We start from the raw sequence: 17,368 nt of genomic DNA on the forward strand, positions 1-17,368 counted from the left end.
TACAATCCAACACGCCGCCACAGCCATCTAGGCGGGGTCAGTCCTGACGAGTTCGAGGCAGCGCATCGCCACCCTCGGTCAGGTGTCCACTAAATCCTGGGAACTCCAGTCCATTTGACGCGAAGCACTGATGTTTCTGATGGACTCAGTGTTCTATATAAAATTCTTTGTGACGGAAAGTTGAATGGCAGTACGACTGCATCAGGCTTAATAGTGGGTACTAGGCCGGCGGTTTGCTTCCAAGAGGCTCCGGTCTATTCGCTGGCACAGAACATTTATACGGAACAGAAGTATAGAGAGAGTAATCCAAAAGCAAAGGTTCGATACCAAGGATTTGGATTGCAATTTCACAAGTCCACAATTTTTGATAAAGGTGGTCGCCCGGCAATTTATGACAAAACGGCAAGCGCAAAAGATTATCTTCCCGCCGATCAGTGGTGGCGAATTGTCAACTTTAACCTGAGTGATAAGGATTCAATTATCGACTGGACCCATGAAAGGGAGTGGCGGGTTCCAGGCGATTTTTCTTTCAAGTTGAGCGATGCAGTTATTTTGCTTCCTAATCACTGGGCTTATCGGAAGTTTGTTAAAAAATGCCTGGATGACGGCAGGGTGGATATTTTGAAGGATTCGCGCGGGATAGTGCAGCTCGCCTCGGTTTTTTTCTAATCGACGTTTACTGGTGCTCTGAGTTGAGATTTAAGGATTCGTCATTGCGTCGAACAATAGTTCTGAGCTCGGCAAGTCAGATCGCCTTCCGTGCGGAGCGCTTGGTAGGCACTCAAAAATCGCGGGTCCCATCCAAGGGGGTACGGCCTGCGGGGTCGCTGACACCGCGATAAATCAAATCTGGGTGGGGCTTCGAAATCAGTTTTATGTTTATTCAGTGCAACAATATGGCTTTTAATTAAGCTATTAGATCGATTTTTAGTATAAAAGGCGTGCCGATTTGGTGCGCTTTTGGGTGGGTGGATTGCGGCTTCAGGGCTAGGGCGGAAATTCCGCAAGTGGGGAGGGATGGGGGTTGACGACGATCCTTCTCTCACCGCTCCGTTCTGTGAGCAACCCGAGTTCCGCAACCCATGTTCGACCTTAAAAAGCTTTTTGAAAGTGCCCGCAACGCGGCCACACATGACCACCGATTCGACGCAGCTGGCGACGTTCGCCTGGCGATCCCGACTTCAACGGTGCGCAGCACCGAACTCAGCCTGACTGCGCCGCTGTCGCCGGACATTGCGTCGTTGTTCGACGCGAGTGGTCATCTTCGTTCCTCCCCGAAGGGCCGACCGTCCGTCGTTGATTTCGAGCTGGACCCGCTGACCATCGCCCGCGCTCACAGCCGCTGCGCTGGTGCTGGTGCGAACTTGCTGGTTCGGGAAGAACCGCAGCGTCCGCGTCGGATCGGTACGGGTGTGGATGTTCCGGTTTTCGCCCGCGAGGTGCATGGCCTGTCCGTCGTGCAGCCGCTGCCAATGGCGGTTGTCCAGGACGGAGCTGATGCCGTGGTAGCGATCACGCTGCCAGTCAAATCGGCATCCGTTGATTGGGCCGACGAATCGTCAACGCCGAGCTTCGGCGCTGCGCTGCGCATCCCGCGCGACGATTACCGCGCCCGGCTGCACGATGGCACGCTCGATGAACTTTTGACGGCTGCCATCCTGACCGGTGTCGGTCGAATTGCTGACATGGCGCTTTTCGCAACCTTGGCTAACGCGTCGTTGCCGTCCTTCACCCTGGCCGCAGCTGCCGCTGCTGGCCTTCGGTTCGGTGATCTGCGCGCGATTGCTGGTACGGCTGCTGCTGGGGCGGTTGTGGGTGCTGATGGCGTGCTGCGTGTTGCCGGTGTAGCTGCTGAGTTGTGTGATGCCGGTGCAGGGACGTATGTTGGTGCGTTCGGTCATGCGGCTGTAATTCTGGATCGTGATGTCCGCATCGTCGCTGACCGCAGTAGCCGTGATGGTGAACTCCAATTGGCCGTTTTCGCTGGTGCCGCCGCACTAGTGCCGGACCCGGCAAAGTTCTTCAAGGTGGTCGCATGACCGCTGCAACCCATTTGCGCCTGGCCCCGGTTCAACCGAGTGCGAATACTGCCGGGGGTGGCAACACCCCTCGCACCTTTCGCCAGAGGCTTCGGGCGGCCCGCGATGCGTTCGTTGAAGACGTGATCGAGGTCGCTGCTCCGGATCAGCGCGGCATTGCGGCGTGGGCGCACGCAGAAATTGCCGGTTCCAACTTCAGCCGCGTGGCCGACGATGACGATGGTTGGCGCATCGCTGTCCAGTGCCGGATTCTCGGTAACCCGATGATTAAGCCGACGCCGGAGAGCCGCGACGAACTGGTGCGCCGTATCGGTAAGGCGTGGCCTGAGCTAGAACCAGGCGAGGTTCAGCGCGTTCTTGCGCATGTCGATGCGCGAATCCAGGCAGTGATTCTTGCCCCGTCGCGTCGTCTGGACCAGGAAGAGCACAACAGGGCGCGAAATAGTTGGGTGAGCGGTTGGCGATTCGACGCCCATGACGCGGAGAGCGGCCGATGATCCAGTTGATCGCATTGATTGCCTTCCAGGTTGCTCAGGAGGTCCGTGCATGGACGCTTTGAACCACGTAGTCGTCGCCCAGTTGCAGCCGCGCAACAGGCTTCGGGCAATGGTGATCGGTATCGGGAAGAAGCCTTGGGCGTTCACGCCTGCACGCGCAGTCCTCAAATGCCAGCGCGCGTTCCCGGAAAAGTCGGTAGATGAAATCGCCACGCTGGTGAATCAGCTTCAATTGCTCGCAGAAGCTGCCATTGCGCCGCTTCGGGATGCTCTGGGCGCTGTGTCCATACAATCCCGCAAGCTATCCGCAGCTGCCGCCAAACGAAAGGCGCTGAAGAACGCCACGCGGATGCCTGGTGGGTTGGATAACGGTTTTCTGGGGCGCTTGCGGTGACGCTGCTTCCGCCTAGCGCAACCAACGCCGAACGCGCGATGGCAACCACCATCGCGCGCGTATCTGTCGTGCCGGTTCCGGCGCGAACCCTGTGGTCGCCGCAGGAATGTCCTGTCGATTTGCTTCCGTGGCTGGCGTGGGCGTTCAGCGTTGACGAATGGGACACCGAATGGACGGAAGCACAGAAGCGCGCGTCGATTGCGGCGTCGTATTCTATCCACCGCCGGAAGGGAACGATTGGCGCGGTTCGCCGCGCTATCGCCGCGCTCGGTCTGGAAGTCGAGATCATCGAATGGTTCCAGGAAACACCGCAGCGTGAGCCGTTCACGTTCCGGGTTTCGTTCGGGATTGAACAGACGCCAGCGACGCAGGCGCAGATTCTGAAGATGCTGGCGGTTGTAGAGTCATCGAAAAACCTGCGGTCACACATGGCGGCAGTCGATGTCACCGTGAACAGTCGCGCGGCTACCTTTTTCGGCGCTGTTACGCTTATCGGGAACGAAATTACCGTTATGCCCGAACGGCTTCTTCTGGACGGAACGTGGCGGCTTGACGGCACCAAACGTCTAGACGGGCGGGTGACAAATGACTGATGCAGATTGGCTACTCCCGCAACTCTACCGTGAGCTTTTCGGCGTCATTGGCCGCGATGCGACCTTTCTATTGGCTGGTGCAGTCTTCGACCCAGTGCGGCGGTTTGGCCTTCAGTACGTGCCAGCTGTTGCTGCTGGCACGTCGTTTGACCGTATCGCGGGCGTTATCGGTGAGGATGCCGCTAGGAAGCTATGCGGGTCGATGGGGGGCAATGAGCTTCGGTTCCCGCCGGCCACTGCTTGGGTGAATCGCTTGCGCGATGCTTCTGTGCGCGAAGCCTGGCGAACTGGCACGCTCGCGGCGAAGTGGATTGGCTGGACGCATGACATCACCGAACGGCAGGTGCGCAACCTCTGTCGTGGTGAGCCAAGGTTGGTTCGAACCGAAGCACTTCGAAAGCAGCAGGCTGTTCGTATGGTCGAACTCAATGCAAATCGAAATGAAGGTACTTCGCGCAGCACGTCGTTAGATCACACTGGTGGCCATCTCAATACCGGTGTTGCGGCATTCTGTGCGCATGGGTAAATAGGTGGGTAAGAAATCCATGAAACGAAAAAAGCCCCTGAAATCAGGGGCTTATTCTTTAATCTGGCGGAGAGAGGGGGATTCGAACCCCCGAAGCGCGGTTTAGACGCTTACACACTTTCCAGGCGTGCTCCTTCAACCACTCGGACACCTCTCCGGATCCTGCCGCGCTAATGCCTCGGCAGGGACGTGGATTCTATAGGGACTGGCGGCTGTTCACAAGCACCCCATGAGCGGGTGCTGGCGGATGGGTCGGCCATGGCACAATGGGGCTTCAGATGAAGACGGTTGCCTGATGTCCTATCTCGTCCTTGCCCGCAAGTGGCGTCCGAAGCGTTTTGCCGAGTTGGTGGGCCAGGAACACGTGGTCCGCGCGCTCAGCAATGCGCTCGACAGTGGCCGCGTCCACCACGCCTTTCTGTTCACCGGCACCCGGGGTGTCGGCAAGACCACCATTGCCCGCATCTTCGCCAAGTCGCTGAACTGCGAGAACGGCACCAGTGCCGACCCCTGCGGTCAGTGCCGGGCCTGCCTGGACATCGATGCCGGCCGCTATATCGACCTGCTGGAAATCGATGCCGCGTCCAATACCGGCGTGGACGATGTGCGTGAGGTGATCGAGAACGCCCAGTACATGCCCTCGCGTGGGCAGTACAAGGTCTACTTGATCGACGAAGTGCACATGCTCTCCAAGGCGGCGTTCAATGCGCTGCTGAAGACGCTGGAGGAGCCGCCGGAGCATGTGAAGTTCCTGCTGGCCACCACCGATCCGCAGAAGCTGCCGGTCACGGTGCTCAGCCGCTGCCTGCAGTTCAACCTGAAGCGCTTGGACGAGGAGCAGATCCACGGCCAGATGTCGCGGATCATGACCGCCGAGCAGATCGAGTTCGACGACAGTGCGTTGGTGCAGCTGGCGCGCGCGGCCGATGGCTCGCTGCGTGACGGCCTGTCGCTGCTGGATCAGTCCATCGCCTATGCCGGCGGTGCGCTGCGCGACGACGTGGTGCGCACCATGCTGGGCACGGTCGATCGCACGCAGGTCAGCGCCATGCTCGATGCCCTGGCCGATGGCGAAGGTGCCCGCCTGCTGCAGGTGGTTGCCGGGCTGGCCGAGTTCTCGCCGGACTGGAGCGGGGTGCTGGACGCCCTGGCCGAAGGCCTGCATCGCATCCAGGTGCAGCAGCTGGTGCCGGGCACGTCGGTGTCGGGTGACGGCGTCGACGCGGTGGCCTTTGCCCAGCGCCTGCGCCCGGAAGTGGTGCAGCTCTGGTACCAGATGGCCCTCGGCGGCCGTCGCGACCTGCACTTGGCTCCCAGTCCGCGTGCTGGCTTTGAAATGACCGTGCTGCGCATGCTGGCGTTCCGCCCGGCAGGCGCAGTACCGGCGACGCCGGAAGGCACTGCATCCGGAACTGGCGCGGGCGTGGGTGGCAACACGCAAGCCGCACCTGCCGCTGCCGCCGCGTCGGCGCAAACCGCCAAGCCGGTTGAAGTGCAGGCTGTAGTTGCACCGGTTGCGCCTGTGTCAGAACCCAAGCTCGAGCCGGTACCCGAACCAGCAGCGGCCGCGCCACAGCAAACTGCGCCTGTGCCGGAACCCGCAGCGCCCGCGCCTGAGCCCGTGCAAGCTCCGGTAGCAGCGCCGGCCCCGGTGCAAGCTGCCAAGCCCGCAGCCGCCGACGAAGATCTGCCACCATGGGCGGTTGAGGCGGCTGAAGCGAATGCGCGTGATGAGGCGATGGCGGCCGAAATGGCCATGCCGGAAGCGCCCGAAGCCATTGACGTGCCCGTTGAAATGCCAAAACCGGCACCTGTCGCCGCGCCGCAGCCGGTTCAGCAGGCCGAGCCGGTGCGTCCGACCGGTATCGCCATCGAGCCTGCAGCACCCGCTGAACCAGTTGCCCCGGCACCGTCGCAGGGTGGGCGCAGCTTGAACACGGCCGAGCAGTGGCTGGACCTGATCGACGACAGCGGCCTGAGCGGCCCGTCGCGCGAGTTGGCCGCCAATGCCGCCTTCGTCAGCTTCCAGCACGGCGTGCTGCGGCTGGCCTTGTTGCCGGGCTTTGAATACCTGCAGTCTGAGCGCGCCTTGAATGCCTTGGCGCAGGCGCTGTCACAGGCCTTGGGTAGCACGCCCAAGATACTCATTGAGACTGGCAACGCCCAGGCTGAGACCTTGCACCAGCGCGCAGATCGTCAGCGCGGTGAACAGCAATCCGCGGCCGAAGCCGTGTTCATGGCCGACCCCCAGGTGCAGCAGCTGATACAGCAGGGTGCACGGGTCGTGGCCGATTCCATCCGTCCTTTCAAAGAGTAACGAACCATGCGCGGCAATATCGCCCAAATGATGCAGCAGGCCCAGAAAATGCAGGAAAACCTGCAGAAGGCCCAAGAAGAAATCGCCAAGTTGGAAGTCACCGGCAGCGCTGGCGGCGGCATGGTCAGCGTGACCCTGAGTGGCACCAAGGAGTGCCGCAAGGTGCGCATCGATCCGTCGGTGCTGAGCGATCCGGAAATGGCTGAAGACCTGATCGCAGCCGCGTTCAACGATGCCGCCAACAAGATCGACGCCGAGTCGCAGAGCCGCATGGGCTCGGCCACGGCTGGCATGAAGCTGCCGCCGGGCATGAAGCTGCCGTTCTGATGTGGCCCGCGCCGGCTGGTCCGGCGCATGCACGTCCCCGCGCCGCGAAGCCTCCGGGCTTCGCGCGCTTGTTTTAGCGATACGCTGCTGTGATGAGACCGTTGCGATGAGCCTGCCGCTGCTGGAACAACTGATCGAAGCCTTCCGCGTGCTGCCCGGCGTTGGCCAGAAGACGGCCCAGCGCATGGCCTACCACGTGCTTGAGCGTGCCCGTGACGGCGGCCAGCGCCTGTCGGAAGTGCTGGCCGAGGCCATCGAGAAGATCGGTCACTGCAAGCAGTGCCGCGATTTCAGCGAAACCGAGTTGTGCCCTGTCTGCGCCAGCAGCAGCCGCGAGCGGCAGATGCTGTGCGTGATCGAGTCACCGGCCGATAGGCTGGCGATCGAGCATGCAACCAGCTACCGCGGTGTGTATTACGTGCTGCAGGGGCGCTTGTCGCCGCTGGATGGCATCGGCCCGCGTGAGCTGGGCCTGGATCAGCTGGAAACGCGTTTGGCACAGGGTGAGGTCACCGAGCTGATCATCGCCACCAACTCCACTGTTGAAGGTGAGGCCACCGCGCATTACCTGGCGCAGCTGGCACGCCGCAACAAGGTGCGGCCCAGCCGTCTTGCGCAGGGCCTGCCCTTGGGTGGAGAGCTGGAATACGTGGATCGCGGCACCTTGTCGCATGCGTTTGGCAGCCGCAGCGAAGTCGGCGAATAAGCCGCGCCGGGGCTGTAAGCTGTAGGTCGTTTACTGCAGCGAGCCCCCACATGACCGACACCATTTTCGGCAAGATCATCCGCCGCGAAATTCCCGCCGCCATCGTCTACGAAGACGATGAAGTGCTGGGCTTCAAGGACATCGCCCCGCAGGCGCCGGTGCATGTGCTTTTCATTCCAAAGAACGAGGTCATCCCGACCCTGGATGATCTGCAGCCGACGCAGGCGCATCTGATCGGAAAGCTGGCGTTGGCGGCTGCGGCGTACGCACGCCAGGAAGGCTTCGCCGAGAACGGCTACCGCATCGTCATGAACTGCCGCGAAGATGCCGGGCAGACCGTGTTCCACATCCACCTGCATTTGTTGGCAGGTGCGCCCTTGGGGCATTTCGGCGCGTGAGAAAGCTGCTGTTGTAGGAGCGGCGTAAGCCGCGAAGCCGGTAGCAACCAAGCAACTGCGAAGCCTGTTCGCGCGATCCAGCAGTTTTTGATTGCGCTATGTCGCTTGCGGCGGAGGGATCTGTGGCTTCGCGGCTTAGGCCGCTCCTACAAAATTAGGAGCGGGCGGGCGTGCTCCCTCCCTTTGCCGCAGGCAAGGGGAGGGTTGGGGAGGGGTGAGCTTCGCTGTGTTTGATGGATATGTAGCTTCGCGGCTCACGCCGCTCCTACAAAAAAAAACAGCAAAAGAAAACGCCGCCCCTTGGGGCGGCGTTTTCAGTTTGTTACCACCAACCGCGGTAACCCCAGCCCCAGCCGGGACCCCAACCCGGGCCCCACGGGCCGTACGGGTAGGCGGGCACTACTTCAACTTCGCGCTGTACCGGCCACAGGTAGACCACGTCAGCGGAAAGCTTGGGCAGTGGGTAGTCGTATTCGCCGATCTTGGTGCTCTGGTAGCCATCGATGCGGCCGATGAAGGTCACGTCGCGGCCAGGCTCGAACACCGCCGGATCATAGAAGCCGCTGCGGCAGGCCAGGAAGCGGCCATCGCTGGCATCGCTGGACGTGGTGCTCGGGCGGCCGCTGGCATTGAGCGGGCGGGCCAGCATCTGGAAGCAGGTCTCGCCTTGGCCGGGGATGGTTTCGATGATGCGGCCACCCCAGCGTACCGGCGCGCCGGTCTGCTTCTGCGCCACCGCGTCACGCGGTGAAACGGGGGTGAACTGTCCCTGCAGCGGCTTGGGCGCAGTGGCACAGGCAGCCAGCGCCAGAGTGGCGGCGGCAACTAGGAGGATGCGGGTCTTCATGTTCGTACTCCGGGTTTCGGGCGGTGCCTGTGCAGGTCCGTCAATAATGAAACGACATCCGATCGAGCGCCAGCGTAGCGCGCCTGAGTGAAACGCTGGCTGAGCGCCAGCAGGTCGCTGCCGGGGCGGGCCTGGTCAACGCGGCTGGCCCAGTCGCTGGCGGTTTCGAAAGGTTCACGGCCAAGTCCGAGGCGCTGGTAGCGGCGGTCCAGGCGGTGCCAGGCGCGCAACAGCGGGTCGCGCTGGCGCTCGCCACGGGCCAGCAACCAGGCCATCAAGCCCAGGGCAAGAACCGCAAAGCCGGCAAACAGGGCAACCAGCTGCGAGGGGCTCAACTGTTTGATGCCAAAGCTGCTGAGCAGGCGCTGCTGACGTTGGGCATCGAAGGACAGCACGGCGGTATTCCAGCCGCGGCGCAGGTAGTCGCTGTACTGCAGCAGGCTGCTCCAGCGACCGGACAGGTTCAGTCCACTGGTACTGCTGTCGCCGATGCGGTCTTCCAAGGTGTCGTAGATGCGTTCCGGGGCGACGGCTGCGGTGGGATCAACCCGCACCCAGCCGCGCTGCGGCAGCCAGACTTCGGCCCAGGCATGCGCATCAAGCCGACGCACCACCCAGTAGTTGCCGAAGCGGTTGCGCACACCGCCGGCATAACCGGTGACAACGCGTGCTGGAACGCCTGCGCCACGCATCAGCACCACGAATGCCGCGCTGAAGTGCTCGCAATAGCCGGCCTTCTGGTCGAACAGGAATTCGTCGACGGAGTGACGGCCGGCCAGCGGCGTGTTCAAGGTGTAAGCGAACTCGCGATGGATCCAGTCCAGGCTGCGCTGCACCAGCGCAGCGTCATCGTTGCCGGCCTCGCTGCGCCATTGTCTGGATAGCGCCAGCGTGCGCGGGTTGAAGCCGTCCGGCAGTTGCAGGGCTTGCCACCGTAGGCGTGCCGGCAGTTCGGCTTGGAACGCTTGAGTCGGGCTGGACTGCATGCGCCAGCGGGTCAGCGCGGTAAGTGGCCGCGCTGAGGTCAGGCTGTAGTCGGCGTCCAATCGGCTGCCTGCGGGTGCATGCAGGGGTAGATCCAGCGCGACCAGTTCGCGCTGGTCGGTGGGCTCGTAGTCGATCTGGTAGTCCCAACGCAGCGCGCTGTTGGTCACGCTGGGCATCTGTTCGGAGCGCTGACTTCGCACCCGCGACCAGCGCCGGCCATCGAAGCGCGTCAGTACCGGGCCGCGCCAATAGCGTTGGTCCTGCGCCGGTACCGGGCCGAAGAACTCCACCCGCAGCGCCGGGCTGTCATCGGCCATCAATTCGCTCAGGTCGCCGGGCTGCATGCTGTCGGACAGGCCGGGGCGCCCCACCGCCCGGTCGGGTGTGCCCCATAGTGGCGTCGGCAGGCGTGGCACCAACCAGAATGCCGACAAGGCCAGTGGCAGTGCCAACAACATCAGCCCGCCAACCGTGCGTAGCTGGGCGCGCGGTGGCAAGTGGGCAATGCCCACTTCCTCATCAGCCAGGCGTTGCAGCGCGAGCAGGGCGGCAACCACGGCGGCGGCTGACATCAACAGGGTGCTTGGCCCTTGGTCGAGCAGGAAGGCCGCGAATGGCGCAAACAGGCTAAAGCCAATCAGGCTGCGCGCATCACGCACTGTGCGCAGCTCGCTGGATTTGATCGCCAGCATCGCCGCGAGCAGGGCGCAGCCATTGTCGCGGCCGGGGTTGGCGCCCATCTGCCAGTAGATGCAGATCAGCATCACGCCGATCAGCAGCAGGCGCAGCAACAAGGGCATGGCACGCTGCCATGACCACAGTGCCACCAGCAAGGTGGTGATTCCGAACAGGGCTGCCAGCACGCTCGGCAATTGCAGCAGCAAGGGCAGCAGCGAGAGGGCCGTGACCAGATTGATCCAGAGGCGGCTGCTGGCGCTTATCGCGGGTGCGGGTGTCTTCATGCGTCTGGCAGCAGCGCCAATGCGCGCAGGCAGAGGTGGCGATGGTTGTCGCCGCTGGCCGGACCGAACGGAGGTTGTCCGGGCAGGCGCAGTTGATAGCTGCGGCCTTCGCGTTCGGCCTCGTCCACCCAGCGCGCCAAGCGCGAGATGCGGCGTTCGTGGGGCAGGGCAAGCAGTTGCTGCCAGTCCAATACCAGCTCTGCGCCGTAGGGGCGCTCGTACTCCCGTACCAGCAGTTCGTCGCGCCGCGCCGAGTGTTTCCAGGCGATGCTGCGGCGAGAGTCGCCGCTGCGGTAGGGGCGCATCTGCTGCAGTTCCTCACCTTGCGGATGCACGCGGGTACGGGTGGAGGCGCTGCCTGCGTCTGGCAGTGGCGGTGCATTGGTTTCTGGCGCGGGATAGATCAGCAGCGCTGTGTCCGGCCAGAACCATGCCCAGGCGCGGACCAGGCCCAGCGGCTGGGTGCTTGTGATCCGGATGCGTGACAGATCCAGCCAGCCGCGTTGTTGGGTGGGTAGCCAGAGGTCGGCTTCGGCGTGGCTGTCCTGCTCCAGGTTGAGGTGGGTCTTGGCGTGTGGGTAGTCCAACTGCAGGGCACGGCGCCAGCGGCGGTCACTGCGTGCAAGCGCCAGGCGTAGTCGGATGGGATTGCCAGCAGCCACCGGGTCGGCGGAAACGGCTTGCAGCCGCAGGCCTGACAGCTGCAGGTGCGCCTGCACGGTACTGGCCAGCGCGGTTGCGCCCAACACCAGTGCCAACAGCAAGGCTGGGTTGTTGTTGTAGTTCAAGGCACCTAGCAGCATCACTGCGAGCAAGGCGGCCAGGAACAGGCCGAAGCCGGTTGGCAGTACGTAGATGCGGCGCCGATCCAGCTGCATAGGCAGTTGTTCCGGCTGCCGTGGGCGGGCTAGGAATTGCAGGGATTGCAGGCGCTGTCGCAGTGCTGCCAGCACTTCAGTCCACCTGCACGCTGTGCAGCAGGGTGCGCGCCAGTGTCGGGCCAGAGGATGCTTCGGCTTCGGCAACCAGGCGATGCCCGGCAACAGCGATGAACAACGCCTGCACGTCTTCCGGGATCACATGCTGGCGGCCAAGCAGCAGTGCGTGCGCCTTGGCCGCGCGCAGCAGGGCGATGCCGGCGCGTGGCGACAGGCCGACGCGCACACCGGGGTGCTGGCGGCTGCGGGTGATCAAGGCCTGCACGTAGTCAATCAACGCGTCACTGGCGTGTACCTGGCCAACGGCTTCGCGCAGCATGCGGATGTCCTGCTCAGACAGGCAGGGCGTAACCCGTGCGATAAGGTCGCGGCGGTCTTCGCCGGCCAGCAGGGCGCGCTCGGCGTCGGCATTGGGATAGCCCAGGGTCAGGCGCAACAGAAAACGGTCCAGCTGTGAGTCTGGCAGTGGGAAGGTGCCAGACATGTCCACCGGGTTCTGCGTGGCAATCACGAAGAAAGGATCCGGTAGCCGGTGGGTTACGCCATCCAGTGTCACCTGCTGCTCGGCCATCGCTTCGAGCAGGGCGCTCTGCGTGCGTGGCGGTGCGCGGTTGATTTCATCTGCCAGCAACAGGTTGCAGAACACCGGGCCGGGATGGAACTGGAAGCTGCGGCTATGCGCTTCGTAGACCGAGATGCCGAGCACATCGGCGGGCAGCAGGTCGGAGGTGAACTGCACGCGCTGGAACTGCAGGCCGAGGCTGGAGGCCATTGCATGGGCCAAGGTGGTCTTGCCGAGCCCGGGCAGGTCCTCGATCAGCAGATGTCCGCCGGACAACAGTGCGACAAAGGCCATCCGCACTTCCTGCGCCTTGCCGAGCAATAGGGAATTGACCTGCTGTTGCGCTGCCGATAGGGACTGTAGTGTGACTTCGGTTAGCATTCCGGGCGGCGCCATTGTCTTGGTCGTCTCGATACTTGGGCTGAAGGAAGTGTACGTGCCAAACAGGGGTGAGCAACGCGCCTACGTGACGTTCCTTGTGTTGTGGGTGCTGGTCACCACGGCCAAGGTGCTGTTGGCCTCGCAATTGACGCTGTTCGTGGACGAGGCGTTCTATTGGCAGGAAGGCCAGCATCTGGCTGCCGCCTATTCGGACCTGCCCGGGCTGACGGCGTGGCTGACGCGGCTGGGCGTTGAGGTCTTCGGTGATCACCGGTTGGGCGTGCGCATGCCGTTCCTGATCATGGGCGCGGCGCTGCCGTGGATGGTCGCGGGTATCTGCACGCGCTGGTTCGGCGTGCGCATGGGCTGGCGCGCTGGCTCACTGGCCTTGTTGATGCCGTTGTCGGCGACGCTGGGGATCCTGGCGGTGCCGGACGTGCCGATGGCGATCGCCGCCCTCCTATGTCTGGATGCCGGTGCGCGCCTGCTGCGTGGCGTGGGTGCCGGCGGCGCCTTGCTGCTGGCCTGCGGCCTGTTGATGGGTGCGCTCAGTCATTACCGTTTCATTGGCGTGATTGCGGTTGGCTTCATTGCGCTGGTGCTATTGCCGGAAGGTCGCAAGGTCCTGCGCGACCCGCGCGTGTGGATCGCGCTGTCGGTGGGGTTGGCGGCGTGGACGCCCCTGATGGCATGGAATCTGGACAACCAGGATGCTGGGCTCAAGTTCCAGGTGATCGAACGCCATCCGTGGGCGTTCCAGTCCGAGGGGCTGTTGTTCCTGGTGATCCAGCCGCTGTTGGTGACGCCATTGTTGTTTGTGGCGATGGCCGTGGTGGCGGGCAGGGGGCTGCGCAATGTGCAGGGTGGCTTCCATCACCTGCAATGGCGCTACTTCGCCATGGTTGGCGCTACCTCGACCTTGCTGATCTTCGTATTGGGGTTCTTCACCGATGTGGAGCGGATCAGCTTCCATTGGCCGCTGCCGGGCTACCTCGCTTTGCTGGTCTGCGTGCCGGCACTGCTCAATCATTGGTCGCGTCCTTGGCGGCGCGCGTTGTGGGGGCTGACCTCGCTGGGCCTGCTGTTTGCGATGAGCTATTACCTGGTTGCCGCATCACCCGGCTTGCGCGAGCAGTTGGCGGGCAGCAAGTACTACCCGCGCAATTTCGCCGGCTGGCAGCAGCTGTCCGAGGGCGTACGGGAGGAACTCTCGCAGATGCCGGAAGATACCCAGGTGCTGGCAGGCAGCTTCAAGGTTGGTGCGGAGTTGGGCTTCCGGCTCAACGATCCCTCGATCAAGGTGCTTCCGCATGAGCTCAATGATCGGCATGGGCGCACCGCGCAGTTGGCGCTTTGGAAGTTGATCAGCGACGGCAGCCGCACGACGCCGGTGTTGTTGGTGCTGGCGCCAGGCGACCAGCGTTACCGCGACCTGTTGGAGCGTTACCACAAGGTCTGCGAGTTGGTGGGGCCGTTGCCGCCGCCGAAGGTGATCTCACTCGATCATGGGTTTCAGCGTTTCCTGTTGTTCCGCTTGCCCGCCCAGAAGCAGCAGGGGCCCTGTGTGGCACCGGCGATGGCATGGGTGGAAACCCCGCTGGCGGGTCAGGTGATGGGTGGCACGCTGGAAGTCCGTGGCTGGGCCTTCAAGGATGGCGTGGGATTGTCGCGGGTTGAGCTGCTGCTGGATGGCCGCAGCGTGGGTGATGCCGTCTATGGGCGTGCCTATGACGTGCGCCCGTTCTGGAAGATATCCACCGATCCGCAGCATCCGAATACTGGTTTTGATGCAAGGCTGGATATCTCCGGCCTGAAGCCCGGCACGCATTGGCTGGGCCTGCGCCTGCATGGCAATGACGGCAGCGTCGAGACCTGGGCCGAGCAGCCGTTCGAGGTCAAATAGCGTCGCTTACGATCCAGGGCGGCACGCAACAACGCCGTAGCCCGGGTAAGCGCAGCGCACCCGGGGCTGTTGGCGGAAAGATTGAACGACCGGTAGGTAGTGGTTCCCGGGTGCCCTGCGCTTACCCGGGCTACGGCAAAGCCGCAGGCTAGGGCAGCTGATAGCCCGCCTGGCGCAGCAGCTGCGAGGTCTTTATCAGCGGCAAGCCAATCAAGGCCGTAGGGTCGCTGTTCTCGATGGCGTCGAACAAGGTGATGCCCAGACCTTCGCATTTGAAGCTGCCGGCGCAGTCCAGGGGCTGTTCGGCGTCGATGTAGCGCTCGATCTCAGCGGCCTGCAGGGGCCTGAAGCGGACCCGGGTGAGATCGATGGCCTGATGCTGGGCAATGCCATCGCTCACGCAGACCGCCGTGTGGAACAGCACCTCATGGCCGGACATCGCCGTCAGCTGCGCAATGGCGGCCTCGCGGGTGCCCGGTTTGCCCAAAGGCTGCCCATTCAGCTCGGCCACCTGATCCGAGCCGATGGCCCAGCTACCGGGATGCAGGCTTGCAATGGCTTCGGCCTTGGCAGCGGCCAGACGCTGCGCCAGGGCCGCCGGCGGCTCGCCGGGGTTTGGGGTTTCGTCCACATCTGGAGCGGCTGAACTGAACGGAATCCTGAGCCGGTTAAGCAATTCAGCGCGATATCGTGAGGTGGAGGCGAGAATCAGGGGCTTCATGTGTAAAAATACGCAGCTCGGGACGGCCAGTCTGCTGCGCCGCCGCCGGTCTGACAATGTTTCCGCCGCTATGGATTTGACAGCGGCGTGGCTACTCCTTAACATTCTGCAGCTTATGTCCGCGAACGTACCCGAATTGCTGGATGCTTGGCGGATGGTCATAGCGCGCAGGCGCTTTGACGGTCAGGTGCCTTTGTCCGAATTGACCCGCTTGCAGGGTCTGGTTGCCGATACCGAAGGCCAGTGCACGTATTCACTGGAGTTCGATCGAGACAACATCTTGCAGGTGTCGTATGTCGACCTGACCATCGATACCGAGTTGCCCTTGATCTGTCAGCGCACCATGCAGCGTTTTCTGCTGCCGGTGTCGATCAAGCAGCGCTTGGGCTTGATCAAGGACGAAGAAGAAGAATCTGCGCTTCCAGAGGAATACGAAGCGATGCTGGTGCCCGAAGACGGCAGCCTGCGTCCGCTGGACCTGGTGGAAGACGAGTTGGTGTTGGCGGTGCCGGTGGTAGCGCTGGCACCTGGAAGCGAGGCAGTCGAATGTGACTTCACCGCGACCGAAGAAGAATTGAGCAAGGCCAATCCCTTTGCGGCATTGGCGGCGCTGAAGAAATAATTGCGGCCGGTAATCGTCGGCGGCTGCGGCGAAAGCGAGTAGTGCTGGACGCTGGCGTCCTGTGCAATTAAACGACGAAGCAAACGAAACCGAGTTTGGAGCAATCCCATGGCTGTGCAGAAATCCCGTGTTACCCCGTCCCGCCGCGGCATGCGTCGTGCCCACGACGCCCTGAGCGCAAAGCAGCTGTCCACCGATCCGACCACCGGTGAAGTGCATCTGCGTCACCACATCACTGCTGACGGTTTCTACCGCGGCAAGAAGGTGATCACGACCAAGTCGACCCTGGTCGTCGAAGAAGATTGATTTGTGACGGCTGCCGCCACCTGAGTGTGGCGGTTGTTGCACCGATTCTTCCGGGGCCGCCTACGGGCGGCTTCGCGCAATAGGAAACAGCATGAGCAAGCGGATCTACTCGAGGATCGCGGGCACTGGTAGTTATTTGCCCGAGAAAGTGTTGACCAACGATGATCTGACCAAGATCGTCGAAACGACCAACGAGTGGATCGAGTCGCGCACGGGTATCCGTGAGCGGCACATCGCTGCCGACGACGAGACCACCAGTGACCTGGGCTACCACGCCGCCGTGCGTGCGCTGGAAGCTGCCGGCATTGAGGCCTCGCAGCTGGACATGATCATCGTGGGTACCACCACGCCGGATCTGATCTTCCCGTCTACCGCTTGCTTGATCCAGGCCCGCCTCGGCGCAGCTGGTTCGGCGGCGTTTGACGTCAATGCGGCATGTTCGGGCTTCCTTTTCGCCCTGAGCGTGGCTGACAAATTCATTCGCAGCGGTGATGCCAAGCACGTCTTGGTCATCGGTGCGGAAACCCTGACCCGTATCGTTGACTGGACCGACCGCACCACCTGCGTGTTGTTCGGCGATGGCGCGGGCGCCGTCGTGCTCAAGGCCGACGAAGACACCGGCATCCTCAGCACCCATCTGCATGCCGACGGCAGCAAGAAGGAATTGCTGTGGGATCCGGTTGGCGTGTCGGTTGGCTTCGACAAGCCGGGCAAGATCAACATGAAGGGCAATGACGTGTTCAAGTACGCCGTCAAGGCGCTGGACTCGGTTGTTGATGAAGCCCTGCAGGCCAACGGCTTGGACAAGTCCGACCTCGATTGGCTGATCCCGCATCAGGCCAACCTGCGCATCATCGAAGCCACGGCCAAGCGCCTGGAAATGCCGATGGATCAGGTGATCGTGACCGTCGACAAGCACGGCAATACCTCGTCCGGCTCGGTGCCGCTGGCGCTGGATGCCGCGATCCGTTCGGGTCGTGTCGAGCGCGGCCAGTTGCTGTTGCTGGAAGCCTTCGGTGGCGGTTTCACCTGGGGCTCGGCGCTGCTGCGCTACTAAGCGTCTCCGCATTACAGACGTACCGCACGGGCAGCCAATGGCTGCCCGTTGTCGTTAAGGCGTCACCTGTAGTGCCGAGCCATGCTTGGCTATACGCCCCCTCCCTTTGCCGCAGGCAAGGGGAAGGCTGGGGAGGGGTGCTTTGCGCTGTTGATCTATCGGTGTCGCGGCTCGCGCCGCTCCTACAGGGCAGGGCCAACAGGTAGTGGGGGGGGGCGGGGTGGGCCGGGGTATTGACGGGCTAAAGCGCCACACGACAGACCCGAGGAGCGGAGGACGCAGCCG

19 protein-coding genes and 1 tRNA gene are annotated in these 17,368 nt (G+C 62.8%); 14 read left to right on the forward strand and 6 right to left on the reverse strand.

The window, feature by feature from the left end; all coding sequences use genetic code 11:
* Positions 1 to 339 precede the first annotated feature (339 nt).
* The 6 genes from ACVOLS_RS19605 to ACVOLS_RS19630 all read left to right on the forward strand — a co-directional run bounded on the left by ACVOLS_RS19605 (position 340) and on the right by ACVOLS_RS19630 (position 4,049).
* Entirely contained in the window at positions 340 to 669 is a 330-nt protein-coding gene (locus ACVOLS_RS19605) for a hypothetical protein (RefSeq protein ID WP_481547016.1), read from the forward strand.
* A gap of 413 nt (positions 670 to 1,082) precedes the next feature.
* Positions 1,083 to 2,039: a hypothetical protein gene (locus ACVOLS_RS19610; protein ID WP_481547017.1), complete on the forward strand. Its 957-nt coding sequence runs from the start codon at positions 1,083 to 1,085 to the stop codon at positions 2,037 to 2,039.
* A complete protein-coding gene (locus ACVOLS_RS19615; RefSeq protein WP_481547018.1) occupies positions 2,036 to 2,536 on the forward strand; it encodes a hypothetical protein in 501 nt (166 codons plus the stop codon). The genes ACVOLS_RS19610 and ACVOLS_RS19615 overlap by 4 nt, the downstream gene beginning before the upstream one ends.
* Before the next feature lie 49 nt (positions 2,537 to 2,585).
* Complete coding sequence (locus tag ACVOLS_RS19620; RefSeq protein ID WP_481547019.1) at positions 2,586 to 2,930, forward strand: hypothetical protein; 345 nt, start codon at positions 2,586 to 2,588, stop codon at positions 2,928 to 2,930.
* A complete protein-coding gene (locus ACVOLS_RS19625; RefSeq protein WP_481547020.1) occupies positions 2,927 to 3,523 on the forward strand; it encodes a phage tail protein I in 597 nt (198 codons plus the stop codon). Before ACVOLS_RS19620 ends, ACVOLS_RS19625 begins: the two co-directional genes overlap by 4 nt.
* Positions 3,516 to 4,049, forward strand: a complete 534-nt coding sequence (locus tag ACVOLS_RS19630) for a hypothetical protein (RefSeq protein ID WP_481547021.1) — start codon at positions 3,516 to 3,518, stop codon at positions 4,047 to 4,049. The genes ACVOLS_RS19625 and ACVOLS_RS19630 overlap by 8 nt, the downstream gene beginning before the upstream one ends.
* 64 nt (positions 4,050 to 4,113) lie before the next feature.
* Here ACVOLS_RS19630 and ACVOLS_RS19635 read toward each other — a convergent pair.
* Positions 4,114 to 4,206 (reverse strand) — tRNA-Ser (locus tag ACVOLS_RS19635).
* Between the two features lie 138 nt (positions 4,207 to 4,344).
* Between ACVOLS_RS19635 and dnaX the strand changes: the two genes are divergently transcribed.
* The 4 genes from dnaX to ACVOLS_RS19655 all read left to right on the forward strand — a co-directional run bounded on the left by dnaX (position 4,345) and on the right by ACVOLS_RS19655 (position 7,797).
* On the forward strand, positions 4,345 to 6,366 hold the full coding sequence (dnaX, locus tag ACVOLS_RS19640) for a DNA polymerase III subunit gamma/tau (protein ID WP_481547022.1): 2,022 nt from the start codon (positions 4,345 to 4,347) through the stop codon (positions 6,364 to 6,366).
* 6 nt (positions 6,367 to 6,372) lie between these two features.
* Positions 6,373 to 6,693: a YbaB/EbfC family nucleoid-associated protein gene (locus tag ACVOLS_RS19645; protein ID WP_057629296.1), complete on the forward strand. Its 321-nt coding sequence runs from the start codon at positions 6,373 to 6,375 to the stop codon at positions 6,691 to 6,693.
* A 106-nt stretch (positions 6,694 to 6,799) separates the two neighbouring features.
* Positions 6,800 to 7,399 carry a recombination mediator RecR gene (gene recR, locus ACVOLS_RS19650; RefSeq protein ID WP_282270729.1) on the forward strand — a complete coding sequence of 200 codons (600 nt, stop codon included), beginning with the start codon at positions 6,800 to 6,802 and terminating at the stop codon, positions 7,397 to 7,399.
* Positions 7,400 to 7,449: 50 nt separating this feature from the next.
* Positions 7,450 to 7,797: a histidine triad nucleotide-binding protein gene (locus ACVOLS_RS19655; protein WP_296252765.1), complete on the forward strand. Its 348-nt coding sequence runs from the start codon at positions 7,450 to 7,452 to the stop codon at positions 7,795 to 7,797.
* Positions 7,798 to 8,119: 322 nt separating this feature from the next.
* Here the strand turns inward: ACVOLS_RS19655 and ACVOLS_RS19660 are convergent, their stop codons facing one another.
* The 4 genes from ACVOLS_RS19660 to ACVOLS_RS19675 all read right to left on the reverse strand — a co-directional run bounded on the left by ACVOLS_RS19660 (position 8,120) and on the right by ACVOLS_RS19675 (position 12,474).
* Positions 8,120 to 8,644, reverse strand: coding sequence for a Slp family lipoprotein (locus tag ACVOLS_RS19660; RefSeq protein WP_481537463.1), 525 nt, complete (start codon positions 8,642 to 8,644; stop codon positions 8,120 to 8,122).
* Entirely contained in the window at positions 8,641 to 10,593 is a 1,953-nt protein-coding gene (locus ACVOLS_RS19665) for a transglutaminase TgpA family protein (RefSeq protein ID WP_481547023.1), read from the reverse strand. The genes ACVOLS_RS19660 and ACVOLS_RS19665 overlap by 4 nt, the downstream gene beginning before the upstream one ends.
* Entirely contained in the window at positions 10,590 to 11,471 is an 882-nt protein-coding gene (locus ACVOLS_RS19670; RefSeq protein WP_481547024.1) for a DUF58 domain-containing protein, read from the reverse strand. Before ACVOLS_RS19670 ends, ACVOLS_RS19665 begins: the two co-directional genes overlap by 4 nt.
* Before the next feature lie 76 nt (positions 11,472 to 11,547).
* Entirely contained in the window at positions 11,548 to 12,474 is a 927-nt protein-coding gene (locus tag ACVOLS_RS19675) for an AAA family ATPase (protein WP_296252772.1), read from the reverse strand.
* Between the two features lie 49 nt (positions 12,475 to 12,523).
* On the opposite strand from ACVOLS_RS19675, the gene ACVOLS_RS19680 reads away from it, so the two are divergent.
* The gene (locus ACVOLS_RS19680) at positions 12,524 to 14,377 is read left to right on the forward strand and encodes a glycosyltransferase family 39 protein (protein ID WP_481547028.1); all 1,854 of its coding nucleotides are present in this window, start codon (positions 12,524 to 12,526) and stop codon (positions 14,375 to 14,377) included.
* A gap of 148 nt (positions 14,378 to 14,525) precedes the next feature.
* Here the strand turns inward: ACVOLS_RS19680 and ACVOLS_RS19685 are convergent, their stop codons facing one another.
* Positions 14,526 to 15,098, reverse strand: coding sequence for a Maf family protein (locus ACVOLS_RS19685; RefSeq protein ID WP_481547025.1), 573 nt, complete (start codon positions 15,096 to 15,098; stop codon positions 14,526 to 14,528).
* Between the two features lie 115 nt (positions 15,099 to 15,213).
* On the opposite strand from ACVOLS_RS19685, the gene ACVOLS_RS19690 reads away from it, so the two are divergent.
* The 3 genes from ACVOLS_RS19690 (at position 15,214) to ACVOLS_RS19700 (ending at position 17,083) form a co-directional block, all read left to right on the forward strand.
* Positions 15,214 to 15,720, forward strand: a complete 507-nt coding sequence (locus tag ACVOLS_RS19690) for a YceD family protein (protein ID WP_481547026.1) — start codon at positions 15,214 to 15,216, stop codon at positions 15,718 to 15,720.
* A 108-nt stretch (positions 15,721 to 15,828) separates the two neighbouring features.
* Positions 15,829 to 16,026, forward strand: a complete 198-nt coding sequence (gene rpmF / locus ACVOLS_RS19695) for a 50S ribosomal protein L32 (RefSeq protein ID WP_282270713.1) — start codon at positions 15,829 to 15,831, stop codon at positions 16,024 to 16,026.
* A gap of 91 nt (positions 16,027 to 16,117) precedes the next feature.
* Positions 16,118 to 17,083, forward strand: a complete 966-nt coding sequence (locus ACVOLS_RS19700) for a beta-ketoacyl-ACP synthase III (protein ID WP_481547027.1) — start codon at positions 16,118 to 16,120, stop codon at positions 17,081 to 17,083.
* The last annotated feature ends 285 nt before the right edge of the window (positions 17,084 to 17,368 follow it).

The sequence above is a fragment of the Stenotrophomonas sp. STEN038 genome (assembly GCF_056759895.1).